Source organism: Halomonas sp. S3-1-1, assembly GCF_023757625.1.
Taxonomy (GTDB): domain Bacteria; phylum Pseudomonadota; class Gammaproteobacteria; order Pseudomonadales; family Halomonadaceae; genus Vreelandella.
This window is the reverse complement of the sequence record NZ_JALGBZ010000002.1, coordinates 19,515-45,106: the sequence shown is the minus strand read 5'-3', so window position 1 is coordinate 45,106 and position 25,592 is coordinate 19,515. Positions and strand designations below refer to the sequence as shown.

The following is a 25,592-nucleotide window of genomic DNA, read 5'->3' as shown; positions in this document are numbered from 1 at the left end:
CCATGCAATAAAAGCTCGGTAGAAACGCATGCGGTCACCGCGCGCCGCCCTCCTCCTGCACACCTGCTTCATTGATCCCGCGCACCACGGAATCTCTCGCCACACCGATGTGGTAGTCGATCGCTTCCCGGCAGGCCGGGCCGCTTTGGCTCGCCAGCGCCTCCAGCAGCTGATAGTGGCTGGTCGCAATGGTTTCCGGCGCTTCGTGGGTCCGCGTGATCAGAGTGATGCACAGGCGCAGCTCGTGCGCCAACCCCTCGAAGGCACGCAGTAGCCGCTCATTGCCGGCGTAGTGCAGCATCAGGCGGTGAAACTGCAAATCCTCTTCGATACGCCGCGTGCCGCTGTCGCTCGCAGCCGCTTCGCAAAGTACGTCCACCTGACGCTCGAGCGCGAGCCGTGCCTCAGGGGTGTAGCGCTGGGCGAGGCGTTCTATGGCGTGGCGCTCGAGGCACAGGCGCAGGTCGAACACGTCCTGTAGTTCGACCGCGTCGAGCGCCTTGACGAAAAACCCCCGCCGCGGGCGCGAGACCAAAAGTCCGCGGCTTTCGAGGAGCCTGGCCGCCTCGCGCACCGGTGCGCGGCTGACGCCCAAATCCTTTGAAAGCTGTACTTCCGAGAGCCGCTCGCCGGGCATGAAGCGCTGCTCGATCACGCCTTGAGTGAGAAAATCGGCCACTTGCTCGACCAGATTCTTTTGCTGGATCAACCCTTGGGGAGCCATGGGTAACAAGGCCATGGGCACCTCTCTTTGTAAATTGTTTTCGACGTTCAGTATGACGCAAAAAAGGGCACTGTCGATAAACGACTGCCGACTGTCGACAGTTTAAAAGAGCGATGCTATGGTCAAAAAGGCCCTAAAAAACCCATTTCAACGGGCTCCCTAGCACCACGCCTCGCTTGCTAAAAAGACAAAACATCACGTTATTGACGTGAATAACCGAGGAGTAGGAACAATGAAAACACCTTTGGCTCTCGCGATTTCCGCAGCGGCCCTGGCCGTTTCTTGCGCAGCGATGGCGCAGGAACCCAAAACCGGCGGCACCATCGATACCATCATTCAGCCCGAACCGCCGGGTCTGGTACTGGGCATGATCCAGAATGCCCCCACCCGCACCGTCGCGGGCAATATCTACGAAGGGCTTCTACGCTACACCACCGACCTGGAACCGATGCCGCAACTGGCCGAGTCCTGGGACGTGAGCGAAGATGGCCGAGTCTATACGTTTCACCTGCGCGATAACGTTACTTGGCACGATGGCGAAGCCTTCACTGCCGACGACGTGGTGTTCTCCGCGGACGTTTTTCATCGCGAACTCAATCCCAGCGCTCGCGCCGTGCTCGAACACGTCGAAAGCATTGAAGCCACGGATGAGCACACCGTCGTGTTCACGCTGGCCGAACCCTTCGGGCCGTTTCTGCTCTCTTTCGAGGCGGGCACGTTCACCATGGTGCCCGAACACCTCTACGCGGGTACCGACTTTCGCAACAACGAGCACAACGACCACCCGATCGGCACCGGCCCGTTCAAGTTCGCCAACTGGGAGCGCGGCACCGTCATCGAGCTGGTCAAAAACGATGACTACTACGAAGAGGGCCTGCCCTACCTGGACGGCGTGAACTGGCACATCATTCCCGACGGCGGCTCCCGGGCCGTGGCGTTCGAAAATGGCACCGTCGACGTGCTGCCCAGCGGCACCGTAGAGAACTTCGACATTCCGCGCCTTTCCGACATGGACGGCGTCTGCATGACCGAGCAGGGCCACGAGTACTTCAGCCCCTTCGCCATGCTGTGGATGAACAACCGCGAAGGCCCGACCGCCGACAAGCGCTTCCGCCAAGCAGTAATGTACGCCATGGACCGCGAGTTCGCCCGCAACGTGCTCTGGAACGGGTTGGGTAACGTGCCGCTCTCTGCCTTCGGCTCCAACGCGCGCTTTCAGGACGACGACCTCGAGCCCTACGATTACAACCCGGACCGCGCCCGCGAACTGTTGGACGAAATGGGCTACGACGGCGAGGAGATCAGGCTGTTGCCGCTGCCCTACGGCGAAACCTGGACCCGGTGGGCCGAAGCCGTCCAGCAGAACCTGCGCGAAGTAGGCATCAATGTCAGCACTCAGGCCACCGATGTCGGGGGCTGGAACCAACGGTTGGGCGACTGGGACTATGACCTGGCCTTTACTTACCTCTTCCAGTACGGCGACCCGGCGCTTGGCATCTCGCGCACTTACCTTTCGGACAACATCGCCAAGGGCTCGCCCTGGAACAACGTGGAAGGCTACGAAAACGCCGAGGTCGATGCGCTTTTCGACGAAGCGGCCACGGCCTACCCGGATTCCGAACGCGAGGCGCTGTACCAGCAGGTGCAGGAAATCCTTCACGAGGATGTGCCCGTAGGCTGGCTAATGGAGCTTGGCTTCCCCACGATTTACCGCTGTGACGTCAACGACCTGGTGACCTCCGGGGTCGGTGTCAACGACGGCTTCAGGGATGCCTGGCTCGACCGCTAAGTCAGACCTTGCCCGGCCGGCGTGCCCCGGCCGGGCTAAAAAAACGTCAGGAATTCCATCATGGTCTATGCCCGCTTGATTGCCATGCGGCTCATCAAAGCCGTTATTGTGCTGTTTCTTATCGTCATTTTTAACTTTCTGCTGATCCAGCTCGCCCCCGGCGACCCGGCATCGATTCTGGCCGGCGAAGCCGGCGCGGCGGATCAGGAGTTTCTCAACCAGCTGCGCGAGCGCTTCGGGCTCGACCAGCCCATGTACGTGCAGCTGTGGCGCTATGTATCGGGCATCGCCATGCTCGATTTTGGCTACTCCTACCGCTTGGGCGTCCCGGTGTTCGACCTGATCATGGCGCGCCTGCCCGCTACGCTGCTGCTGACCGGGACGGCCTTCGTGCTCTCGCTCTTTCTGGGTATCGTTGCCGGCTCCATGGCCGCCGCCCGGGTGAAAAAACCTTCCGGCTCGCTGATCATGGCGCTTGCGCTGGTGTTCTACGCAACGCCCTTGTTCTGGGTGGCGCTGATGTCGGTGGTGGTGTTCTCGGTCTATCTGGGGTGGCTGCCTGCCTACGGTCTCTACACCGTGGGTGCAGGCCATACGGGGCTTGCGCTGGTGTGGGACGTTGCCCAGCACCTGGTGCTGCCTGCCACTACCCTGGCGCTGTTTTTCATGGCGATCTACACCCGCATGACGCGTACCTCGATGCTCGAAGCCGCCCAGCAGGATTACGTCAAGACCGCTCGCGCCAAGGGCTTGAAGCCGCGCATCATTCAGCGCCGCCACGTGCTGCGTAACGCCCTCCTGCCGATCATTACGTTGGCCGGCTTGCAGGCAGGGCAAATGGTCGGCGGGGCGATCCTCACCGAGACCGTGTTTGCCTGGCCCGGCATTGGCCGACTGATGTTCGAGGCGCTTCAGCAGCGCGACTATAACCTGCTGTTGGGTATCTTCTTTTTCTCCGCCGCGCTGGTAATCGTCTTCAACATCATGACCGACCTGGTCTACCGCCTCGCGGATCCGCGCATCAAGGGGGCCTCATGAGCTTTTTCGCACGCTTTGCCCAGAACCGCGGCGCTTTAGTGGGGCTCGTCATTCTGGCGCTGATCATCGTCATGGCGATACTAGCGCCACTTCTGTTTCCTGAGTCGCCCTGGCGCATGGTGCAGCGCCCGTTTCTGCCGCCGCTCGCTCAGGATGGCTTTATCCTGGGCACCGACACCATGGGCCGCAACGTGGCCGCGGGGCTAATGCACGGTGCCTGGGTGTCGCTTCTGATCGGGCTGGTCTCCACCAGCGTGGCGCTTTTGATCGGCGTGCCCATGGGCGCTATCGCCGGCTACTACGGCGGCCTGATCGACGACGTGCTCATGCGCTTCACCGAGTTCTTCCAGACCATTCCCAACTTCGCCCTGGCGATCGTGCTGGTAGCGATCATGCAACCCAGCGTCACCTCAGTGGTGCTGGCGATCGCGCTGGTGAGCTGGCCACCGGTGGCGCGTCTGGTCCGCGCCGAGTTCATGTCGCTGCGTCACCGTGAATACGTCGAAGCCGCACGGCTGGTGGGCCAGACCAATACCACCATTATCCTCAAGCAAATTCTGCCCAACACGCTCTCGCCGATCATCGTGCTGGCATCATTGATGGTGGCCACGGCCATATTGCTGGAGTCCGGGCTTTCGTTTCTCGGGCTGGGCGACCCCAACGTGATGTCCTGGGGCTACATGATCGGCGCGGCGCGCACCGTGATCCGCCAAGCCTGGTGGCTCAGTTTCTTTCCTGGCGTTGCCATCTTGCTCACCGTGCTGGCGCTGAACCTGGTGGGCGAAGGCCTCGACGATGCGCTGAACCCCAAACTGTCCCGCGAGCGCTAGGAGAGAGACATGACGCAATCGAACCAATCCCAGGCGCCGGGCGAGGCGGTACTTCGCATTCGTGCCCTGAGCGTGGCGCTGCCCAAGGGCGCGGATCGCGCACTGGCGGTAGAGAACGTGAGCTATGACGTGAACCGCGGCGAGATCATGTGCGTGGTGGGTGAATCCGGGTCGGGCAAGTCCATGGCGGCCAATACGGTGATGGGGCTTTTACCCAAGGGGGTACGCCCGGTACAAGGCGAGATCACCTTCGAGGGCCAGAACCTGCTCACCCTCACCGAGAAGCAGCACATGGCGCTGCGCGGGCTCAAGATCGGCATGATTTTCCAGGAGCCGATGACCGCCCTGAACCCGCTGATGCGCGTGGGCGCCCAGATCGCCGAGGTATTCGAGGCCCACGGCCGGCTGCCCCCTTCCGAGCGCCAGGCTCGCGCGCTGGAGCTGTTGATCGAGGTGGGCCTACCTCAGCCGGAAAAGGCGATTCGCGCCTACCCCTTCGAGCTCTCCGGCGGCCAGCGCCAGCGGGTAATGATCGCCATGGCCCTGGCACTCGAGCCGGTGCTCCTGATCGCCGATGAGCCTACCACCGCTTTGGATGTCACGACCCAGGCGCAGATCCTCGAGCTGATTCGCGACCTGCAGCGCCGCCGGGGAATGGCGGTGATGTTCATTACCCACGATTTCGGCGTGGTGGCCGAGATTGCCAACCGTGTCTGCGTGATGCGCCACGGTAAGATCGTCGAAATCGGGGAAGCCAAGGAGGTGCTTGGCTTCCCGCAGCACGAGTACACCCAGGCACTGATCGCCGCGATCCCGAGCAACGCCGTACCGCCCCACCGAGAGGCGCGTGAGCCCGCGGCGCTTCTGGATATCAAGCATCTCAATAAGGTGTTTCGCTCTCGCGGAGGCTTTTTGAAACCGGCGCGCGAGGTACGCGCGCTGAATGATGTTTCGCTGACGCTTGCTCGCGGCGAAACCGTCGGCATCGTCGGCGAATCCGGCTCGGGCAAGTCGACACTTGGGCGCTGCGTCGTGCGTTTGGAGCACCCGGACGACGGCGAACTACTGCTCGACGGCGTGAACCTCTCGACGCTCAAGGGCGATGCCCTGCGTCGCGAGCGCCACCGGGTGCAGATGATCTTTCAGGATCCTTATGCCTCGCTCAACCCGCGCACCAAAGTGGGCATGGCGATCGCCCAAGGGCCGATCGCCAACGGCACGCCCAAGGCAAAGGCGTTAGAGCAGGCCGGTGAACTGTTGGACATGGTGGGCCTGGGCGCCGGCGCTCTGGACCGTTTTCCCCACGAATTTTCCGGCGGCCAGCGCCAGCGTATCGGCATTGCCCGGGCGCTGGCGCTCAATCCGGAATTGATCGTCGCGGACGAGGCCGTCTCGGCGCTTGATGTCTCCATTCAGGCCCAAGTGCTGGAACTGCTCGAGGAGCTCAAGCAGCGCCTGTCGCTCTCGCTACTGTTCATCACCCACGATCTGCGCGTGGCCGCGCAGATCTGCGATCGCATCGTGGTCATGCAACACGGGCGCATCGTCGAGCAGGGAAGCGCAGAGCAGATCTTTTTACACCCCCGCGAGCGCTATACCCGCTCGCTGCTGGAGGCCATCCCCGGGCGCGAAGCGCCGGTCGCGGCCAGTGTCTAAAGCGCTATTTAAAAAATATGGTATTGTTTCACATACATTTTTATTACATGACGGCTTGTTCTCGGCCTCGTCATCGAAAGGAACATGAATGAAGATCACCGTGGACGTGCTGCGCACGATCGTAGGCGCTAGCCATGTATTGACCGGCAACGATGTGACGAGTCGGCAGGAAGATTGGATGACCGGCGCGCCGTGTCAGGCCGGCGCCATCGTTCGCCCGGCCAGTACCGAGGAACTTTCAGCGGTGATGCGCGCCTGCTTCGAGTGCAAGCAGACCGTGGTGACCCACGGCGGGCTGACCGGTCTGGTTCACGGTACTCAAACCAGCCCTGACGATCTGGTCATCTCGCTGGAGCGCATGACCGCCATCGAGAGCGTCGATCCGGTAGGCGGCACGCTGACGGTTCAGGCCGGCACCCCGCTTCAGCGCGTGCAGGAGGCCGCCCAGGATGCCGGGCTGCAGTTTCCGCTGGATTTAGGTGCGCGGGGCAGTTGCACCATCGGCGGCAACATCGCCACCAACGCTGGCGGCGTGCGGGTGATTCGTTACGGCATGATGCGCCAGCAGGTACTGGGGCTCGAAGCGGTAATGGCCGACGGGCGCGTGGTTAGCTCGATGAACCACATGCTTAAGAACAACGCCGGCTTCGATCTCAAGCAACTGTTCGTGGGCACCGAAGGCGTACTGGGTATCGTGACCCGTGCGGTGCTGCGCCTGCAACCGCCTACGCCCTACGAACACACCGCGATGGTCGCCTGCCCTTCTTTCGAGGCATTGACGGCACTGCTCGCTCAGATGGGAAAGACGCTGGGCGGCGCGCTCGGAGCGTTCGAGGTGATGTGGCAAAACCACTACCAGCTGCTGACCGACACCTCGGGCCGGCACACGCCGCCGCTGTCCACCGAGTACCCTTACTACGTGATTATCGAGTGCCTGGGAAGCGACGACGCCCGCCTCGAAGCGCAGTTTCGCGATGCGCTGGAACAGGCCATGGAAGCGGAGCTGATCATCGATGCGGTTATCGCGCAGTCCAGCAACCAGCGTGACGGCCTGTGGGCGATACGGGAAGATATCGAAGGCCTGAAGGAGGGTCTGGACCCGGTGCTGACCTTCGACGTGAGCCTGCCGATCGCCGACATGGAGCGTTACACCCAGACGCTCGAAGCGAGGCTTAAGGAGTCGTGGCCCGATTATCAGCTGATCGTGTTCGGCCATCTGGGTGACAGCAACCTGCATATTTCGGTCGGCGTGGGTAGCAAGGAGCCCACGGTCCGCCGCGCCGTGGAGGCGCTGGTTTACGAGCCACTGACGGCGCTGGGCGGCTCCATCTCCGCCGAGCACGGCATCGGCCTTGAAAAGCGTGCCTGGCTTGGAAGCTGTCGAAACGAGGCGGAGATCGAACTGATGCAGACGCTGAAAAAGTCGCTCGACCCCTTTGGACTGCTCAACCGCGGCAAGATACTCGACGAAGCGCTTTTTGAGTAAAAACCGGCCCACGAGTCAAAGCCAATACTTTCAGGATACCGTTATGCCCCGTTACCCCGAGCACCTGACCGGTGAAGGTCCGATCAACCCGTTTCCCGGCATCAAGGTGCTGGAGCGCCGTTTAGGCCAAAAGATTCCACATCAGTTGGGCTCCAACGAAGGTCTGGACATGCCCCATCAGGCGCTACGTGCGCACTTTGGCGACGCCCTGGCCGAGCACGTTTACGGCTACGGCGATGCTGAGGCCTTGGGTGTACGCCAACGGCTGAGTGCCCAGCAGGGCATCCCCCTTGAGCATCTGCTGGTGGATGCCGGCGCGGACAGTCTGATCGCGCTGGCCGTGCGCACCACTTGCGAGCCCGGCGTCACGGTCATCGCCACGGCGGGCACGTATCCCACCTTTGGCTATTTCGCCAAAGGAGCGGGGTGTCGTTTGGTAGAGCCCGCCTACCATGAAGCGCCTGGCGTCCTGGCGCCGGATCTCGAAGCGCTGGCCGCCGCAGCACATCGCGAAAATGCGCGCCTGGTCTACCTGGCCAACCCGGACAACCCCAGTGGGCATCTACACAGTGACCGCGCGATTCTCGAGCTGCGCGAGGCGCTGCCGGATACCTGCTGGCTTTTGCTCGATGAGGCGTATAGCGACTTCCGGGACGACGCACCCAGCGAATTCACGGCCAAGGCGCTGCCTGGTGTGATTCGTCTGCGCACGCTATCCAAAGCCCACGGTTTGGCCGGGCTGCGCATCGGGTACGCCATCGCCGAACCGACCGTGCTGGCCATGATGATGAAGGTGCGTATTCACTACGCGGTATCGACACTGACGCTAGCCGCTGCGGAAGTGGTACTCGACCATTCTGATGAGGTGCGCCAGCACATCAAGGATGTCAAAGCGCGCCGTGAGCAGCTATCCAGACACTTTCACGCCCTCGGGGCCGACGTTCTGCCAAGCGCTACCAACTTTGTCGGTATTCGCCTGCCAAGTGCCGACGTAGCCGGGGCGGTGCATCAACAATTGCTGGAGGAAGGCGTACTGGTTGCGCGTCTCGCCCATCCGGCCCTTTCCAACGTGATTCGCATTACCGCCGTAGCAGATGCCCTGGTGCCCGGACGACTCGCAACGCTCGAACAAGCCATCCAAACACCTTCTTGAAAAGCCATGCTTTTGTGTCGATGGCCGGCCCCGGCTACGCCGGGGTCAGCCAGTGGCTGAATTCCTCAAGCTCTCCACGCACCGCCTGGCGATACAAATGCTGCAACCGGGCGGTCACGCTCTCCTGATTGATCGGTTCACCGACCGGCGGCGCACCGGCGCGGGTGCCGATATGACGCCCATCGAGCTCGCGCAGCGGCAGAATCTCCGCAGCGGTGCCGGTCAAGAACGCCTCGTCGGCGGTGTAGAGTTCGTCGCGAGTGATGCGCCGCTCGCGTACCTCTAAACCGAGCACCTGGCGGGCCAACTGAATGACGCTGTCTCGTGTGATGCCCTGCAGACACGACGTGACTTCCGGGGTGTGCAGTACGCCGTCGCGTAGCAAAAAGACGTTGGCCGCCGACGCTTCGGCTACATACCCTTCCGGATCGAGCATGATGGTTTCGTCGAACCCCGCCTTCACTGCGGTATTCAGCGCCAGTATCGAGTTGACGTAGTGGCCGCTGGTCTTGGCGCGGCACAGGCTAATGTTGACGTGGTGGCGTGCCCAGGAGGAGGTCAGCGCGCGAAGCCCGTGCGTGGCCGCCTGGGGCGAAATGTATGGCCCCAGATCCCAGGCGGCGATCATCACATGCGTTTGTAGCCCTTGAGCGCGTAACCCCAAACCTTCGGCGCCGAGAAACACGGTCGGTTTGAGATAGGCATCCGTTAGCGCGTTTCGCGCCAGGCAAGCGCGCTGGGCTTCGATCAGCGCTTCTTCGCTGAACGACAGCGGAATATCCAGCGAGTGGGCGCTTTCCACCAGCCGCCGGGTATGCTCCGCCGCTCGAAAGATATGTGTCCCGCCCGCTCCTTCGTAGGCGCGCACGCCTTCGAAGCAGCCCATACCGTAGTGCATGGTATGGGTGAGCAGGTGCATTTTGGCGGCTCGCCATTCGAGCCATTCACCATCCTGCCAGATCCAGCCGTCCCGGTCGTATAGCGGTGTCATCGTTGGTTGCGCTCCCTCTCCGTTTGCCAATGGTCGATCAGCGCGCGCTGATGCGGCTGTAATGCCTGGTAGCCCCAGGCGGCGATCTCGTCGTTTTGCGGGTCGTACACGGCGGTATTGCTACCGGCCAGTGCCTGCAGCGTGGCGTGGCCACAAAGCGGTGCGTACCCTTCCGAGTAGCCACCTTCATGAACGAGCACGAGCCGGCCTTTGCAGCAGCGCTCGGCCAGCACCTTGAGCCTTGACGTCATCTCGGCAAAGGCTTGGCTATTGAGCAGCATCTTGCCAAGCGGGTCCTTGGCGCAGGCGTCGAAACCGCAGGCGACGACGATCATCTCTGGCGCGAAGGCCTCGATAGCCGGCAGTACCAGACGCTCGAAAGCGTACTCATAGGCGCCGATACCGCACCCGGGCGGCAGAGGCAGGTTGAGATTGGCGCCCTGCCCCTCGCCTTCGCCCTGCTCGTCGAATCCACCGCTATCCAGCGGGTAGTTGGCCGCCTGGTGGATCGAGACGGTGAGCACGTCGGGCTCTTCATAGAACGCAGACTGCTGGCCATTGCCGTGGTGCACGTCCCAGTCGAGAATTGCGACCCGTTTGATTTGACTCAGAGCACGTGCGCGCATGACCGCCACCGGAATATTGCCCAGCAGGCAGAAGCCGCGGCCCTGGTCAGCTTCGGCGTGATGGCCCGGCGGTCGGCAAAGGGCGTAGGCGTTGTCGACCACGCCGGTCGCGACCGCCTCGACCGCGGCGATGGCAAGCCCCGCCGATTGAGTCGCCGCCGCCCAGCTACCCGGCGTATAGGGGGCGCAGTCGCCGCCGTTTCCGCCCAAGCCTTGGTCGCCGGCTTGCAGCGCATCCAGATAGCGCTGGCTGTGGAACCGCTCGAGATCCTCACGGGTCGCCGAAGCGGGTTTGACGACGTGAAGTTCGTCGATCAGCCCGCTGACTTCGAGAATGTTCTTGAGACGCCGCTTGCTATCCGGGCTTTCTGAAGCGGGTTGGGGCTGAAGGAACTCGCCAGGGGCGGAAAACACGCCGATGGCGCCCTGGTCGTGCCAAAAACAGCGCTCGTGCCAGTAAAAACCGGTCTGGCTCATCGTTTCTCCCTTTTAAAGTTGTTCGCCGGGACCTGGATTAACGTTCCCATATGTAATAGCTAACGCGGCCAATCGCCAGCGCCAGGTAAGCGCCCAGGGATCAAGCCTCGGCCCCCGACAGCGTCTCCCACACCTCGACCGCCGCGGCGAGATCTTCGAGGGAGGCGCCGACGGACTTGAATAGCGTGATCGCCTCACGCGAGGAGCGCCCGGGGTGCGCACCGCTTAGCACCTCACAAAGCTCGGCATGAATGTCATCAAAGCGAAACGCTTCTTCATCGATGGCCTGCAGAATATCGCCCGCCTCGCCTTTTGCGCCGGCGTAGGTATCCACGAATACCTCGCTCAAGCGCAGGCACTCGGCATCGGTTTCGCGCATCTGCGGACGAAAGGCGCCGATCAAATCCAGGTGGGTGCCCGGCGTTAGCCATTCGCCTTTGATCAACGGCTGGGTAGAGAGCGTGACGCAGCTGACGATGTCCGCCGCTGCGACCGCCTCGGCCAAATCCTCGACGGTACGGGTCTCGAACCGGTCCGCGTAATCCTTGGCAATGGCGGCGGCCTTGTTCGGGCTTCGCCCCCACACCAGCACTCGCTTGATGGGGCGCACGCTTGCGTGGGCCTCGATCACCATGGGCGCGAGCTTGCCGGTGCCCACGACCAGCAGCGTCTCGGCGGTATCGAGCGAGAGCTTTCGGGCCGCCAGCGCGGACGCCGCGGCGGTGCGGCGCCGGGTCAGTTCGCTGCCGTCGATACAGGCCAAGGGCTGGCCGTGCTTACCTTCGCTGAGCAGATAAAGCCCGGAGATCGCCGGCACGGCGGCTTCGGCGTTCTGGGGAAAGACGTTCACCATTTTCACGCCGATGTAGCCGGCGGCTTCCCAAGCGGGCATCAGGAGCATCGTCGCTTCGCCGTCGGGGCGATGCATGGCGTGATGGTGACGCGGCGGTGACTCCACGCCAGTGAGGAAGGTTCGTTCGAGTCGTTCGATCAGACATGCCCATTCAAGGTGACGGGCCACCTCCTCGCTCGAAATCACTCGCATGTAGCCTCTCCGTTCGGGTTGTCAGTCATGAGCCTTGCGCTTTCGCGCACGCCCCCGCTGCGCTCAGTGGCCCCATGAAGTTTACTCAAAAATAGCGCCTATTCAGACCCCAATCTCGGGCGCACTCAACGAAAAACCCCGGCGGGCGCCGGGGTTTTCTAAAGCGGGGATCAAACGAGCGATGGATCAGCCGTTTGCCAGCGCCGCCACGATCATGATTTCGACCTTCCACTCGGGCTTGGCCAATTTGGCTTCAAGGGCGGCGCGCACCGGCGGGTTATTCGAGCCGATCCAGGCTTCCCAGGCGGCGTTCATCGCATCGAACTCGGCCATATCGGTGACCCAGACTTGTGCGGAGATCAGGTGCGCCTTCGAGGAGCCCGCTTTTTCCAGCAGCTCGTCGATGCGCGACAGCACCTGCTCGGTCTGGCCTTTCATATCGGCGGTGGCGTCGGCCGGTACCTGGCCTGCCAGGTAGACGGTGCCGTTATGAATGGCGATTTGGCTCATGCGGGCGTTGCTGTCGTGGTAAGTCACGCTCATCGTGTTTCTCCGTGCATTAAATAAAGAACGCTCCGAGACTACGACATACGCGGCAGAAATGCTTGCTCAACGTGATGAAAACCGCCTCCTGGAGTGAAAAAACCACAATGAACCTCAGTAGTTGGCAAGAAACACAAGCCACATCCCGAGGTAAATGAGCCCAACCACCAGCACGGTCAGTAGCGCGCCAATGACCAACGACACCAGCGTGATGCGTGCACTCTCCTTGCCTGAAAGCGGCGACGTGCCGTCTTCACGTTGGTTTCGGTTAGGGATCAACGCGATGACGATAAGCCCCCAGAGTGGCAGTAGAATCCCGATTAAAATACCCAAAAAAGTCGGGTAGCCTTTCTTTCTGGCAAAGGCCGTATTAAGAACAATGCCGGTTACAGCGATGAAGACCCACCCGATGAACGTGTAGTCCATAGCGACACCCAACGGCTACAAAGCCTTTAGTAGAAGCCAATAAAAAAGGCCTAGCGAAAACGCTAGGCCTTTTTTTACAAGTTGGTACCGGTGGCCAGACTCGAACTGGCACGCCTTTTACAGCGGCGGATTTTGAATCCGCTGCGTCTACCAATTCCGCCACACCGGCAATGGCTGGGCATTATACGGAGAATCGCTGCCGGGTCAATCACATCGACTGACTTTATCGCGTGAAAGCGCTATCCTAGGGCGCCTGTTCGACCACCCACAAGAGCCCTTTAATGCAGCGCGCGGACTTTCATTTCGAGCTACCCGAAGAGCTGATCGCTCGTTACCCCTCCGAGCAGCGCAGCGACTGCCGGTTGCTTTGTCTAAGCGGCCAGGACGGCGCCATCGACCACCGCCGCTTCACCGATCTTCTCGCGCTTTTGGAACCCGGCGATCTGTTGGTGTTCAACGACACCCGCGTGATTCCCGCCCGCCTGCACGGCCAGAAAGCCAGCGGCGGCAAGGTGGAAATGCTGCTGGAGCGCCCGCTCGATGCCCACCGGGGCCTGGCGCACCTGCGTTCGAGCAAGTCGCCCAAACCCGGCACCGAGCTGATCTTCGAAGGCGGCATTCACGCCGTGGTGGAAGGCCGCCGCGACGCGCTCTTTGAGCTGCGCTTTTTAGGCGAGACGCCGATGATCGCGCTTTTGGAAGCGCACGGCCACATGCCGCTGCCGCCTTACATCACTCGCGACGACGAACTCAGTGACCGCGAGCGTTACCAGACCGTCTACGCCCGTCGCGACGGCGCGGTGGCTGCGCCCACCGCGGGGCTGCACTTCGACCAGCCGCTGCTGGACGCGCTCAAGGCCAAGGGCGTGGAGAGCGCCTTCGTCACCCTGCACGTCGGCGCGGGCACCTTTCAGCCGGTGCGGGTGGACAACATTCTCGAGCACCACATGCACAGCGAGTGGATCGAGGTGGGCGAAGAGGCCTGCCAAAAGGTGCGCGACGCGCAACAGGCGGGCCGGCGCGTGATCGCCGTGGGCACTACCAGCGTGCGCTGCCTGGAGAGCGCCTGCCGGGAAAGTGCGGACGGTCAGATCGCCCCTTACAGCGGCGATACCGACATCTTCATTTACCCGGGCTACGAGTGGCGCTGCGTGGATGCGCTGATCACCAACTTCCACCTGCCGGAGTCGACGCTATTGATGCTGGTGTCCGCCTTCGCGGGTTTTGACAACATCCAGCGCGCCTACCGGGAAGCGGTCAGCGAGCGCTACGCCTTCTTCAGCTACGGCGACGCCATGCTGCTGACGCGCTAATCGCGGCCGCCTCAACGAATTCAGATACGAGTCTAGACATGCGAAACGAATGCTTTATGCGCTTCGAGCGCCTGGCCGAGGACGGCCGCGCGCGCCGGGGCCGCCTTCACTTCCCCCGCGGCACCGTCGAAACCCCGGCCTTTATGCCGGTGGGCACCTACGGCACCGTCAAGGGCATGACGCCGGAATCGGTAAAAGAGATCGGTGCCGAGATCATTCTGGGCAACACTTTTCACCTGTGGCTGCGCCCGGGCACGGAGGTGATCGAGGCCCATGGCGACCTGCATGACTTCGCTCAGTGGGACAAGCCGATTCTCACCGACTCCGGCGGCTTCCAAGTCTTTTCACTGGGTGAGATGCGCAAGATCACCGAGCAGGGCGTACATTTTCGCTCGCCGGTGGATGGCAGCAAGGTGTTCATGGGCCCGGAGGAGTCGATGGCGGTGCAGCGCTCGCTGGGCTCCGACGTGGTGATGATTTTTGACGAGTGCACGCCCTACCCGGCAACTTATCATGAAGCCGAAAAATCCATGGAGCTTTCGCTTCGCTGGGCTCAGCGCTCCCGCGATGCCCACGGCGACTCGCCCTCGGCGCTGTTCGGCATCATTCAGGGCGGCATGCACCCCGAGCTTCGCGAGCGTTCGTTGAAGGGGTTGATGGAGATCGGCTTTGACGGGCTAGCGATTGGCGGGCTCTCCGTCGGCGAGCCCAAGGAAGAGATGATCAAGGTGCTCGACTATCTGCCGACCTGGATGCCGGATGACAAACCGCGCTATTTGATGGGCGTGGGCAAGCCCGAGGATCTGGTCGAAGGCGTGCGCCGGGGCGTGGACATGTTCGACTGCGTGATGCCGACGCGTAACGCGCGAAACGGCCACCTGTTCGTCGCAACCGGCACCGTCAAAATTCGTAACGCCACGCACCGTCATGATACCCGCCCGCTCGATGACGAGTGCGACTGCTACACCTGCCAAAACTTCTCGCGCAGCTACCTGCACCACCTGGATCGCTGCAATGAAATGCTCGGTTCCATGCTCAATACGATCCATAACCTGCGCTTTTATCAGCGGGTCATGGCGGATTTGCGCGCGGCAATCGAAGCGGGTACATTGACCGCCTTTGTGGAAGGCTTTTATGCCCAGCGCGGCCTGCCCGTGCCACCGCTTGCGAATTGATCGCCACTCGCCCTGGCGGGTGGTCTGACCGCTTTACCCATTAACAATTAACCCATTAACACGTAACCCAGGAGTTCGCTCGATGCTGGATTTCTTCATCTCCCCGGCGCATGCCGAAGGTGCCGCCGGCGGCGGCGGTATTGCCCAAATCGTCATGCTGGTCGGTTTCGTACTGATTTTCTACTTCCTGCTGTGGCGCCCGCAGGCCAAACGCGCCAAGCAGCACAAGCAACTGGTCACAAGCCTGGATAAAGGCGATGAAGTGGTCATCGGCGGCGGTCTGGTCGGTCGCGTCACCAAGGTCAGCGACGAATTTTTGACCCTTGAAGTATCCGAAGGCACCGAAGTGAACGTGCAGAAAAACGCCGTGGCCGCGGTACTGCCCAAGGGCACTATCAAGTCCATCTAATCTTCGCGCCCCACCCTGCCGACACGTGCCAGCCACCCCGGCACGGGTGAGATGGTCGATGATGGTAAACGTTGCCGTACGCGGGCTGCCCGCGTACGGCAATTCCGTATGTCATTGAAGGCAGGGCTTACATGCTCAACCGTTACCCCCTGTGGAAGTATCTGCTGATACTGGTCGTTTTGATCGTTGGCCTTATCTATTCGCTTCCCAACTTATTTCCCGCCGATCCCGCCATTCAGATTAGTAGCGCCCAGGGCGATGCGCTGAGCGAGCGCGATGTCTCCCGCGTGCAAGACGCCCTCGATGAGCGCGATATCGACGTCACCGGCGTCGAGCAGGAGAACGGCCAGTGGCTGATTCGCCTGGCAGACGACGACGACCAGCTCGACGCTCGCGACGCGGCAACCGAAGTACTGGGTGGCGATGCCACCGTGGCGCTAAACCTGGCCGATGCCACCCCGGGCTGGCTGCAGGCGTTCTCCGCCTCGCCGATGACCCTGGGGCTGGATCTACGCGGCGGCGTGCACTTCCTTTTGGAGGTGGACATGGATGCTGCGATCACCCAGCGCCTGGAAGTCAACGCCAGCGCCATGCGCGAGCTTCTGCGCGGCGAGCGTATTCGCTATCGCAACACCGAGATCGACGGCCAAACCCTGTCGCTCGATTTTGCAAGCTCGGAAGACCGCGACGACGCCCGCCGGCTGATCAGCCGCGAATTCCCCGACTTCGACTACGCCAGCAACGGCAGCGGCCGTTCGGCGAGCCTGGCCATGACGCTCAGCGACCAGGTCGTCAGCGAAATTCAGGACTACGCCATCAACCAGAACCTGACCACGCTGCGTAACCGGGTCAACGAGCTGGGCGTGGCAGAGCCGATGGTGCAGCGCCAAGGGCCGAACCAGATCGTGGTGGAGCTACCGGGCATTCAGGACACCGTGGCCGCCAAGCGCATCGTCGGCGCCACCGCCAACCTGGAGTTCCGCCTGGAAGCGCGCAACGACACGCCGGACATGGAAACCGAAAGCTTCGGGTTTCGTAACAACGACGGTCGCAGCGCCCAACTGATGCGCGATGTGATCATTACCGGCGACAGCGTTTCGAGCGCCAGCAACAGCTTCGATGAAAACGGCCGCCCCCAGGTCAACATCAACCTGGACGGCACCGGCGGCACGCTTATGAACCGCGCCACGCGCACCAACATCGGGCGCAACATGGCGGTGCTGTTCATCGAGCATAAAAGCGAAGACACGGTGGTCACCGACCCGGAAACCGGCGAGCAGACCATCGAACGCGAGCCCTACACCGAGCGCGGGCTGATCAGTCTGGCCACCATCCAGAGCGCACTGGGCAACAGCTTCCGTATTACCGGGCTCGACTCCCCCACCGAAGCCGGCGAACTCGCGCTGCTGCTGCGCTCAGGCTCGCTCGCCGCGCCCATCTACTTCGTGCAGGAGCGCACCATCGGACCAAGCCTGGGCGCCGAGAACATCGAGCGCGGGCTTTTGTCGGTGCAGTTGGGCCTATTGCTGGTCGTGCTGTTCATGCTCGCCCGCTATAAAGTCTTCGGCGTGTTCGCCACCGTCGCGCTGGGGCTAAACCTGACGCTGCTGGTCGCGGTGATGTCGATGCTGGGCGCCACGCTTACGCTTCCCGGCATTGCCGGTATCGTGCTCACGCTCGGTATGGCGGTGGACGCCAACGTGCTGATCTTCGAGCGCATTCGCGAGGAGCTCAAGAACGGGCTCTCGATCCAGCAGGCCATTCACGCTGGCTACGAGCGCGCCTTCACGTCGATCGTCGATGCCAACATCACCACCCTGCTGGTGGCGGTGATCCTGTTCTCGATCGGAACCGGGCCGGTGAAAGGCTTTGCCGTGACGCTCTCGATCGGTATTTTGACGTCGATGTTCACCGCACTGATGGTGACGCGCGCCATGGTCAACCTGACCTACGGCAGCAAGCCCGTTAAAAAGCTATGGATCTAATCGACATGCTTTCGATCCTTGCGCTTCGCCCCGACTTCAAGAGGTGGTCATGAAACCCCTATCGCATCTGAACATCGACTTCATGGGTCGGCGGAACATGGCGTTCATCGCCTCCGCCGTCATGCTGGTCGTGTCGATCATCGCCATCGCCGCGCTTTCGCTGAACCTTGGCCTGGACTTCACCGGCGGCACGCTGATCGAAGTGCGCTATGGCGCCGCGCCGTCGCTCGACGCCGTGCGCCAACTGCTGGAAAACAGCGGCTTCCAGGACGTCTCGGTGCAAACCTTCGGCGCCTCCACCGAGGTGCTGATTCGCCTGCAGCAGGCTTTCGACCCGGACGTGGGCACCAGCGTCGTCAACCTGCTGCGTGAAAGCGGCGAAAGCGTCGACCTGGTCCGCGCCGAGTTCGTCGGCGCCCAGGTGGGCGATCAACTGCGTGACCAGAGCGGCATGGGCCTAATGGTCGCGCTCGGCGTGGTCATGCTCTACGTGGCGCTACGCTTTCAGTACAAGTTCGCCCTCGGCGCGCTTTTGGCACTGATTCACGACGTCATCATCGTGGTCGGCGTCTTCGCGCTGTTCCAGCTCGACTTCGACTTGACCGTACTGGCGGCGATCCTGGCGGTCATCGGCTACTCGCTCAACGATACGATCGTGGTGTACGACCGCATCCGCGAGTCGATTCGCACCTCGCGTATCGACGACATGCCGCAGATCTTCAACGAAGCGATCAACGCCACGCTCTCCAGGACGCTGGCGACCTCCGGCACCACGATACTCGTGCTGCTGGCGCTGCTAGTACTCGGCGGCGACATGATTCAGAACTTCGCCATCGCGCTTCTGATCGGTATCGGCGTGGGCACCTTCTCCTCGATCTACATCTCCGGGGCGCTGCTGCTGCCGCTGAAGCTCTCGCGTGAGGATTTGATCCCGACGAAGAAAGCACTCGACGAAGAGGAAGAGGAGCTGCCTTAGGGCGCTTTTCAACCACGGGCTTTCGAGTCACAAAAAAGCCCCTGCCGGGTAACCGGCAGGGGCTTTTTATCGCTCGTTACTTACTACTCATTACTCATTTTACTCACTACTTGCTACTCACCACTTACTAACCACGAAGCAGGATTCACCCACATCAAACGTGCGGCGCCAGCTGCTTGATCAGCGCCTTGTAAAGGCGGGGGCCGGCGGCCATCAGCTGGCCTTCGGGCTTGACCGAGGGCTGGCCTTGCAGGGTGCCGATCAGCGCGCCGGCTTCTTTCAACAGCAGCGTGCCGACCTGCAGGTCCTGCTCTTCGAGCCCCAGCACGAAGGCGCTATCGACGCGCCCGCAGGCGAGCTCGCAGATATCCAGCAGGCCGCTGCCGGTGGCGATCAGGGTATCGGTTTGCGGAGCGATGTGCTGCGCGACGCTCAGGTACGCCGGCAGGTGCGCCTCACGCAGCCAGGAGGGCGGCAGGCTCATCGCCATCCGGGTACCGGGGAGCGCGGTGGACTTGCTCACGCGCATACGCTTGTCGTTGTGCTGGGCGCCGCTGCCGCGGCTGACGATGTACTCGTCGTCGCCGAAGGGCGCGATGATGACGGCGTGCTCGGGCCGCCCCTTGATCAGACACACCACCGTGAGTGCAAAGCCTTTACCCGCCACGGATACGTTGGAGTAGCCGTGAAACGGTTCAATCTTCCAAAGGGTCTCGGCCCCGTCGCCTTCGCCCGCTTTATGGGGGGTGTAGCGACCGGTCACGCCGTGCTGCGGGTAGCCGCGCTCGAGCTGGTGCACGATCGTAGCTTCGGCCTTGCGTGCGGTATCTTCCAACAGGCGCTCGAGGCTGGATTCCTCGTGGGCGTTTTCGATACGTTCGCGAACGCGTAAGAATTGTTCGGCTGCGCCACGCGCGGCGCGCAGCGCAAACTGGACCATCGGATTCATGATCAAACCTTGTCACAGTGATGTTAAAGAACGGTGGGCCGCCCGGATAAAGCCAGGTAAAGATTCCAGGTAAAAATCGGGTGGGCGAACCTTTGGCGCGCAATTCTAACAGAGCCCCCTCGGGCTTGCTATCGACTCATGCTAAACTGCGCGTTTTCATCATTACCGAGCCTTTTCATGCTTGAGCGCATTCGCATCGTTCTTATCGGCACCAGCCATCCCGGCAACATCGGCGCCGTGGCCCGGGCCATGCACAACATGGGCCTGGCGGATTTACGTCTGGTCGCGCCGCGCTGCGAAGTGATCACCCAAGAGAGCATTTCGCGCGCCTCCGGCGCGGATCACCTACTGCACAGCGCCCAGGTGGTCGAGACGCTGGAAGAGGCGGTGGCGGATGCCACCTTGGCCGTGGGCGCCAGCGCCCGCTCGCGCACCCTCCCCTGGCCGATGCTCACCCCGCGCGAGCTCGGTGGCCGGCTTTCCGACGAGTGCCGGGCCGACAGCGCCCGCGTGGCGCTGGTGTTCGGCCGCGAGGACAGCGGGCTGACCAACGCCGAGCTTCAGCGCTGCCACGCCCACGTGCATATTCCCACCAACGCGGACTTCAGCTCGCTGAACCTGGCCGCGGCGGTGCAAGTCGTGGCCTACGAGTGCCGCCTGGCCTGGCTCGACGGCCAGCAAAGCGCGCCTTCCGAGAGCGACGCGGATACCGAGGCCGAGCTTGCCACGCACGAGGAGCTCGAGCGCTACTTTGAGCACCTGGAGCGCACGCTGATCACGATCGACTTTCACGACCCGGACAAGCCGCGCCAGCTGATGGCAAGGCTTCGAAGGCTCTACCTACGTGCCCGGGTCGAGAAGATGGAGATGGGTATCCTGCGCGGCGTGCTTACCGCGACAGAAAAAGCGGCCGCTGACAAGGCGCGCTAAACTACCTGTCAGACTCGAATTCGAATGCGGCCACGTTAGAGCTTGACGTTAGAACTTAACGCTAGAACTCGAAGCGCCGCGCCGTCGCCTGGACGAAGGACCCTACATGTTTGAACGTTTGCGTGAAGATATTAACAGCGTGTTCGACCGCGACCCGGCGGCGCGCAACTTTCTCGAAGTGCTGACCAACTATCCAGGGCTTCACGCGCTGCTTCTACACCGCGGCGCCCACTGGCTCTGGAAGAAAAACCTCAAGTGGCTGGCGCGCAGCATTTCAACCTTTGGGCGCTGGCTCACCGGCATCGAGATCCACCCGGGGGCGACCATCGGTCGGCGCTTTTTCATCGATCACGGCATGGGTGTGGTGATCGGCGAAACTGCGCTGGTCGGTGACAACGTCACGCTTTATCAAGGCGTGACCCTGGGCGGTACCAGCTGGAACAAGGGCAAGCGCCACCCGACTCTGGGCGATGGCGTGATCGTCGGCGCCGGGGCAAAAATCCTGGGGCCGTTCACCGTCGGCGCCGGAGCGAAGGTCGGCTCCAACGCGGTGGTCACCAAGGAAGTGCCCGCCGGCGCCACGGTCGTGGGTATTCCAGGCAAAATCGTCCAGCGCCCGGACCCGGATGTAGAGGCAGCGCTCGAGGTCGACCCGGCCCGGCGCGAGGCGATCTGCCAGAAATTCGGCTTCGACGCTTACGGGGTGAGCCAGGACATGCCGGACCCGGTCGCCCGCTCGATGCAGGCGATGCTCGATCACATGCACGCCGTGGATGGGCGCCTGGAGCGCATGTGCGCCACCCTCAAAAAGCTCGACGCCGGCTACCGTGAGGGCCAGCTTCCCGAGCTCAACAACGAAGACTTCGCCGAGGTGCTCGACGAGCCCACGCCGGGTTGCGAGAGCGTTGACGCCGCGGCCACCTCGCGCGCACCGTCGAGCAGTACAACGAGTAATACAGAGAGCGACACGCCCCGGCACTGATTCGACCGTCTTTTGATTCGCCCACACCGTCATTCGACTCCCCCGGGCGGAGCAGGCCATGAGCGCCATAATAGTTGACCAAAGTACTCGGGATTTCCCATAATGGTCCCACACTTTCGTCCGTGCGCTCATGACCGGCACCGGGATACTCTATGCGTTTGACCACCAAAGGCCGTTACGCCGTGACGGCGATGCTCGATCTGGCGCTGCACGCCGAGCAGGGCCCGACGTGTTTGAACGATATCTCCAAACGTCAGGAAATTTCGCTCTCCTATCTCGAGCAGCTCTTTGCCAGACTGCGCCGGGCGGGGCTGGTCACCAGCGTGCGCGGCCCCGGCGGCGGCTACCTGCTGGCCAGAGGGCTCGACGATATCAGCGTGTCTCAGGTGATCGATGCGGTCGACGAGCGCGTTGACGCTACGCGCTGCCAGGGCATGTCGGATTGCCAACAGGGCGATATCTGCTTAACTCACTATCTATGGTGCGAGCTCTCGAACCAGATTCGTCAGTTTCTCGATGACGTCACGCTGGCCCAGCTCGCCAGGCGCCCGGACGTGCTGCAAACGGCGACCCGTCAGCGCCACCGCGTCGACGCGAGCATTCTCGCCTCGTCGCAGTAGCCGCCCTTTTACTTTTTGATTAGCCGCTGGACACCATGCCGACAACCTCCGCTCCCCCGCTCCCCGTTTATCTGGACTACGCCGCCACTACGCCGGTGGACGAGCGCGTGGCCGCGGTCATGCAGCGCTATCTGACGGTGGATCAGCTGTTCGCCAATCCGGCCTCGCGTAGCCATATGCTTGGCTGGCAGGCGGAGCAGGCCGTCGAGCAGGCGCGCCGCCAGGTCGCCGATTTGATCAACGCCGACCCGCGAGAAATCGTCTGGACCAGCGGCGCCACCGAAGCCGACAACCTGGCGCTGACCGGCTTCATGCGCGCCAACCGCGAACGCGGCATGCATCTGGTGACCTCCACCATCGAGCACAAGGCGGTGGTAGATACCGCCAGGGCGCTCGAAAGCGAGGGTTTCGAGGTCACTTGGCTCACCCCGGGGCCTGATGGCCGCGTCACCCCTGAGCAGCTCGAACGCGCGCTTCGCGACGACACCACGCTGGTGTCGCTGATGGCGGTCAACAACGAGCTTGGTACCGTCAACGACCTCAAGGCGTTGGCTGACGTTGCCCACGGCTTTGGCGCGGCGTTTCACACTGACGCTGCCCAGGCGGTGGGGCGTATCGAGCTTGACGTTGCCGCCCAGCAGGTGGATTTGATGTCGCTCTCGGCGCACAAGGCGTACGGGCCGAAGGGAATCGGCGCGCTTTATGTGAAACGCCACCCGGATATTCGTGTCGAAGCCTTGATTCATGGTGGCGGTCACGAGCGCGGCATGCGCTCCGGCACGCTGCCCACCCATCAGATCGCCGGCATGGGCGAGGCGTTTGCGCTGATGGGCGAGGTCGGTGAGGCCGATCGCCCCCATATCGATGCGCTCAAGGCGCGCTTTTTGGCCGGGCTTGCCGCTATCGGCGGCGTGCACGTCAACTCGCCGGCCGAGCATGGCGTTTCGAGCATCGTCAACGTGGCGTTCGAAGGCGCGGACGGCGAGGCGCTATTAATGGCACTACGTGATTTAGCGGTATCGACCGGCTCGGCGTGCAACTCGGCAAGCGTGGAGCCCTCTTACGTACTGCTTGGCATCGGCGTGCCGCGGGCGCTGGCCCACTCGTCGCTGCGCTTTAGCTTCGGGCGTTTTACCACCGAACACGAAATCGATCATGCGCTCGGTCTGATTCGTCACGCGCTTGGCGGGCTTCGCACCCCGCAAGCCTCGAACTGACCTTCATCGGACTGCCCTACTCAAGGCTGACACTTTCAAGGAGCATGCCAATGGCAACCCTCACGATTACGCCAAACGCCGCCAAACAGATCCGTCACGTGCTGGACGAACGCGGTCAGGGCTTGGGCCTACGCGTTGCCGTCAAACCCAGCGGTTGCTCGGGCTACAGCTACGTGCTGGACTTCGCCGACGAAGCGTTCGATGACGAAGTGCGTTTTGAAGAGCACGGTGCCTGCGTGTTCGTCGACCCCGAAGCGCTTGCAATGCTCAACGGCAGCGAAGTCGATTACGTCAGCGAAGGGCTCAACCGCTACTTTCGCTTCAACAACCCCAACGTCAAGGACGAGTGCGGCTGCGGCGAGAGCTTCACCGTTTAGCCGAATCGGTATTCATCCCCGGTGGGAGGCGCTATAATCGCGCCCACTTTGCCGGGCGGGCTCCGTACCGGCTTTTGATCACCTTGTGCGCCGCTTCGCAAGAAGCGGCACTTTCTGTTTTAGACCCCCAAAGGAGTTAGACCATGGCGACCGAACGCACTCTGTCCATCATCAAGCCCGACGCAGTTGCCAAGAACGCGATTGGCGAAATCATCGCGCGTTTCGAAAAGGCTGGCCTCAAGGTCGTGGCCGCCAAAATGCAACACCTTAGTGAGGAGAAAGCCGGCGGTTTCTACGCCGAGCACAAGGAGCGCCCCTTCTTCAAGGATCTGGTTGGCTTCATGACCTCCGGTCCGGTTGTCGTACAGGTACTCGAAGGTGAAGGCGCCATCGCCAAAAACCGTGACCTGATGGGCGCGACCAACCCGAAAGAAGCCGAAGCCGGCACCATCCGCGCCGATTTCGCCGAAACTATCGATGCCAACGCCGTTCACGGCTCCGACTCTTCCGAGAGTGCCGAGCGCGAGATCGCCTACTTCTTCGGCAACGACGAGATCTGCCCGCGCTAAAAGCGCCGACTCGAACCGCGTTGCTGGCCATTTTCGCGGGGGCTTGCCCCCGCCCTTTCCAAGCGCTGAGCCATGACCACCACCGTAGCCCAACACACGCCCGAGGCGAACGCCGCCACTCAATCCACGCAGAGCGTCTCGAACGCCCCGGCACGGGAAAACCTGCTGGGTCTTTCGCGCGCGCAGATGGAGGCGTTTTTCCTCTCCATCGGCGAGAAGAAATTTCGCGCCGCCCAGCTGATGAAGTGGATTCACCAGGAAGGCATCGACGACTTTTCCGCGATGACCAACCTCTCCAAGGCGCTGCGTGAAAAGCTCGCTCGGGTGGCGGAAATCCGCGGGCCGGCGGTGGTCTACGAAGGCACCTCCTCGGACGGTACCCGCAAGTGGGTGCTCGAGGTGGAAGACGGCAGCTACGTGGAAACGGTGCTGATCCCGGCGGAAAACGGCAAGCGGCGCACGCTCTGCGTGTCGTCGCAGGTGGGCTGCTCGCTGGACTGCAGCTTCTGCTCCACCGGCAAGCAGGGCTTTCAGCGCAACCTCACCGCCGCCGAGATCATCGGCCAGGTGTGGGTTGCCCAGCGAAGCGTCGGCCCGCGCCGCGACACCGCCAATCGTCCGGTGACCAACGTGGTCATGATGGGCATGGGCGAGCCACTTTTGAACTTCGACAACGTCGTGCCGGCAATGAAGCTGATGCTCGACGATAGCGGCTACGGGCTCTCCAAGCGCCGGGTCACGCTCTCGACCTCCGGCGTGGTCCCGATGCTCGACAAACTCGGCGACGAGATCGACGTGAGCCTTGCGATCTCGCTGCACGCGGCGACCGACGAGCTCAGAAACGAGCTGGTGCCGATCAACCGCAAGTACAACATCCGCTCGCTTCTGGACGCCTGCCATCGGTATCTCGCCAAGTGCCCGGAGAACCGGCAGGTCACTATCGAGTACACCCTGATCAAGGATGTGAACGATCAGCAGGAGCACGCTGAGCAGCTCGCCGAACTCTTAAAAGAGCTCGCGTGCAAGATCAACCTGATCCCGTTCAATCCGTTCCCGAATTCCGGCTACGAGAAGCCTTCTCGTAACCAGGTGATGCGCTTTCAGCAGTGGCTTTACGATCTTGGCTATAACGCCACCGTGCGCATGACTCGCGGCGACGACATCGATGCCGCCTGCGGGCAGTTGGTGGGTCGCGTGAAAGACCGCACCAAGCGCAGCGCCCGCTACATTCAGTCGGTCCAGCTCGACGCCGACTAACGCGCCTTGACTTCCGTTTCACACAGCGCTTTGATGAACCCTGTTTTTA

The 25,592-nt window shown here is 62.2% G+C and carries 25 protein-coding genes and 1 tRNA gene; 18 read left to right on the top strand and 8 right to left on the bottom strand.

Annotated elements, in window-relative coordinates:
- Nucleotides 1-34 precede the first annotated feature (34 nt).
- A complete protein-coding gene (locus tag MQW23_RS05300) occupies nt 35-739 on the bottom strand; it encodes a GntR family transcriptional regulator (RefSeq protein WP_252106795.1) in 705 nt (234 codons plus the stop codon).
- A 217-nt stretch (nt 740-956) separates the two neighbouring features.
- On the opposite strand from MQW23_RS05300, the gene MQW23_RS05295 reads away from it, so the two are divergent.
- The 6 genes from MQW23_RS05295 to MQW23_RS05270 all read left to right on the top strand — a co-directional run bounded on the left by MQW23_RS05295 (nt 957) and on the right by MQW23_RS05270 (nt 8,676).
- Nucleotides 957-2,513 carry an ABC transporter substrate-binding protein gene (locus MQW23_RS05295; protein WP_252106794.1) on the top strand — a complete coding sequence of 519 codons (1,557 nt, stop codon included), beginning with the start codon at nt 957-959 and terminating at the stop codon, nt 2,511-2,513.
- Nucleotides 2,514-2,573: 60 nt separating this feature from the next.
- Nucleotides 2,574-3,551 carry an ABC transporter permease gene (locus tag MQW23_RS05290; RefSeq protein ID WP_252106793.1) on the top strand — a complete coding sequence of 326 codons (978 nt, stop codon included), beginning with the start codon at nt 2,574-2,576 and terminating at the stop codon, nt 3,549-3,551.
- Entirely contained in the window at nt 3,548-4,381 is an 834-nt protein-coding gene (locus MQW23_RS05285) for an ABC transporter permease (protein WP_252106792.1), read from the top strand. Before MQW23_RS05290 ends, MQW23_RS05285 begins: the two co-directional genes overlap by 4 nt.
- A 9-nt stretch (nt 4,382-4,390) precedes the next feature.
- The gene (locus MQW23_RS05280) at nt 4,391-6,037 is read left to right on the top strand and encodes an ABC transporter ATP-binding protein (RefSeq protein ID WP_252106791.1); all 1,647 of its coding nucleotides are present in this window, start codon (nt 4,391-4,393) and stop codon (nt 6,035-6,037) included.
- A gap of 88 nt (nt 6,038-6,125) precedes the next feature.
- Nucleotides 6,126-7,523, top strand: a complete 1,398-nt coding sequence (locus MQW23_RS05275; RefSeq protein ID WP_252106790.1) for an FAD-binding oxidoreductase — start codon at nt 6,126-6,128, stop codon at nt 7,521-7,523.
- Between the two features lie 43 nt (nt 7,524-7,566).
- Nucleotides 7,567-8,676 carry a pyridoxal phosphate-dependent aminotransferase gene (locus MQW23_RS05270; RefSeq protein ID WP_252106789.1) on the top strand — a complete coding sequence of 370 codons (1,110 nt, stop codon included), beginning with the start codon at nt 7,567-7,569 and terminating at the stop codon, nt 8,674-8,676.
- A 34-nt stretch (nt 8,677-8,710) separates the two neighbouring features.
- Here MQW23_RS05270 and MQW23_RS05265 read toward each other — a convergent pair whose 3' ends face one another.
- The 6 genes from MQW23_RS05265 to MQW23_RS05240 all read right to left on the bottom strand — a co-directional run bounded on the left by MQW23_RS05265 (nt 8,711) and on the right by MQW23_RS05240 (nt 12,953).
- Nucleotides 8,711-9,667 (bottom strand): branched-chain amino acid transaminase, encoded by a 957-nt coding sequence (locus MQW23_RS05265; protein WP_252106788.1) that lies wholly within the window; start codon nt 9,665-9,667, stop codon nt 8,711-8,713.
- Entirely contained in the window at nt 9,664-10,770 is a 1,107-nt protein-coding gene (locus tag MQW23_RS05260; RefSeq protein ID WP_252106787.1) for a histone deacetylase-like amidohydrolase, read from the bottom strand. The genes MQW23_RS05265 and MQW23_RS05260 overlap by 4 nt, the downstream gene beginning before the upstream one ends.
- A 100-nt stretch (nt 10,771-10,870) precedes the next feature.
- Nucleotides 10,871-11,815 (bottom strand): bifunctional Delta(1)-pyrroline-2-carboxylate/Delta(1)-piperideine-2-carboxylate reductase, encoded by a 945-nt coding sequence (lhpI, locus tag MQW23_RS05255; RefSeq protein ID WP_252106786.1) that lies wholly within the window; start codon nt 11,813-11,815, stop codon nt 10,871-10,873.
- 186 nt (nt 11,816-12,001) lie between these two features.
- Entirely contained in the window at nt 12,002-12,358 is a 357-nt protein-coding gene (locus tag MQW23_RS05250; protein ID WP_252106785.1) for a RidA family protein, read from the bottom strand.
- A 114-nt stretch (nt 12,359-12,472) separates the two neighbouring features.
- Nucleotides 12,473-12,784, bottom strand: a complete 312-nt coding sequence (locus tag MQW23_RS05245) for a hypothetical protein (protein WP_252106784.1) — start codon at nt 12,782-12,784, stop codon at nt 12,473-12,475.
- A gap of 82 nt (nt 12,785-12,866) precedes the next feature.
- Nucleotides 12,867-12,953: transfer RNA gene (locus MQW23_RS05240), tRNA-Leu, on the bottom strand.
- A gap of 112 nt (nt 12,954-13,065) precedes the next feature.
- On the opposite strand from MQW23_RS05240, the gene queA reads away from it, so the two are divergent.
- The 5 genes from queA (at nt 13,066) to secF (ending at nt 18,642) form a co-directional block, all read left to right on the top strand.
- Nucleotides 13,066-14,097, top strand: a complete 1,032-nt coding sequence (gene queA / locus MQW23_RS05235; protein WP_252106783.1) for a tRNA preQ1(34) S-adenosylmethionine ribosyltransferase-isomerase QueA — start codon at nt 13,066-13,068, stop codon at nt 14,095-14,097.
- Nucleotides 14,098-14,153: 56 nt separating this feature from the next.
- Complete coding sequence (gene tgt / locus MQW23_RS05230; protein ID WP_442908593.1) at nt 14,154-15,272, top strand: tRNA guanosine(34) transglycosylase Tgt; 1,119 nt, start codon at nt 14,154-14,156, stop codon at nt 15,270-15,272.
- Nucleotides 15,273-15,354: 82 nt separating this feature from the next.
- On the top strand, nt 15,355-15,681 hold the full coding sequence (gene yajC / locus MQW23_RS05225) for a preprotein translocase subunit YajC (RefSeq protein ID WP_252106781.1): 327 nt from the start codon (nt 15,355-15,357) through the stop codon (nt 15,679-15,681).
- A 131-nt stretch (nt 15,682-15,812) separates the two neighbouring features.
- Complete coding sequence (gene secD, locus MQW23_RS05220; protein ID WP_252106780.1) at nt 15,813-17,666, top strand: protein translocase subunit SecD; 1,854 nt, start codon at nt 15,813-15,815, stop codon at nt 17,664-17,666.
- A 49-nt stretch (nt 17,667-17,715) separates the two neighbouring features.
- Nucleotides 17,716-18,642, top strand: a complete 927-nt coding sequence (gene secF / locus MQW23_RS05215; RefSeq protein ID WP_252106779.1) for a protein translocase subunit SecF — start codon at nt 17,716-17,718, stop codon at nt 18,640-18,642.
- A 154-nt stretch (nt 18,643-18,796) separates the two neighbouring features.
- Here the strand turns inward: secF and MQW23_RS05210 are convergent, their stop codons facing one another.
- Nucleotides 18,797-19,591, bottom strand: coding sequence for an inositol monophosphatase family protein (locus tag MQW23_RS05210; protein WP_252106778.1), 795 nt, complete (start codon nt 19,589-19,591; stop codon nt 18,797-18,799).
- Nucleotides 19,592-19,768: 177 nt separating this feature from the next.
- On the opposite strand from MQW23_RS05210, the gene trmJ reads away from it, so the two are divergent.
- The 7 genes from trmJ to rlmN all read left to right on the top strand — a co-directional run bounded on the left by trmJ (nt 19,769) and on the right by rlmN (nt 25,543).
- Nucleotides 19,769-20,521, top strand: a complete 753-nt coding sequence (gene trmJ, locus MQW23_RS05205) for a tRNA (cytosine(32)/uridine(32)-2'-O)-methyltransferase TrmJ (protein WP_252106777.1) — start codon at nt 19,769-19,771, stop codon at nt 20,519-20,521.
- Between the two features lie 106 nt (nt 20,522-20,627).
- Nucleotides 20,628-21,503: a serine O-acetyltransferase gene (gene cysE / locus MQW23_RS05200; protein WP_252106776.1), complete on the top strand. Its 876-nt coding sequence runs from the start codon at nt 20,628-20,630 to the stop codon at nt 21,501-21,503.
- A 152-nt stretch (nt 21,504-21,655) separates the two neighbouring features.
- Entirely contained in the window at nt 21,656-22,123 is a 468-nt protein-coding gene (gene iscR / locus MQW23_RS05195; protein WP_252106775.1) for a Fe-S cluster assembly transcriptional regulator IscR, read from the top strand.
- 35 nt (nt 22,124-22,158) lie between these two features.
- Nucleotides 22,159-23,340 (top strand): aminotransferase class V-fold PLP-dependent enzyme, encoded by a 1,182-nt coding sequence (locus MQW23_RS05190; protein ID WP_252106774.1) that lies wholly within the window; start codon nt 22,159-22,161, stop codon nt 23,338-23,340.
- 50 nt (nt 23,341-23,390) lie between these two features.
- Nucleotides 23,391-23,717, top strand: a complete 327-nt coding sequence (locus tag MQW23_RS05185; protein ID WP_252106773.1) for a HesB/IscA family protein — start codon at nt 23,391-23,393, stop codon at nt 23,715-23,717.
- Nucleotides 23,718-23,860: 143 nt separating this feature from the next.
- Nucleotides 23,861-24,286 (top strand): nucleoside-diphosphate kinase, encoded by a 426-nt coding sequence (gene ndk / locus MQW23_RS05180; RefSeq protein ID WP_252106772.1) that lies wholly within the window; start codon nt 23,861-23,863, stop codon nt 24,284-24,286.
- Nucleotides 24,287-24,358: 72 nt separating this feature from the next.
- Complete coding sequence (rlmN, locus tag MQW23_RS05175) at nt 24,359-25,543, top strand: dual-specificity RNA methyltransferase RlmN (RefSeq protein ID WP_252106771.1); 1,185 nt, start codon at nt 24,359-24,361, stop codon at nt 25,541-25,543.
- The last annotated feature ends 49 nt before the right edge of the window (nt 25,544-25,592 follow it).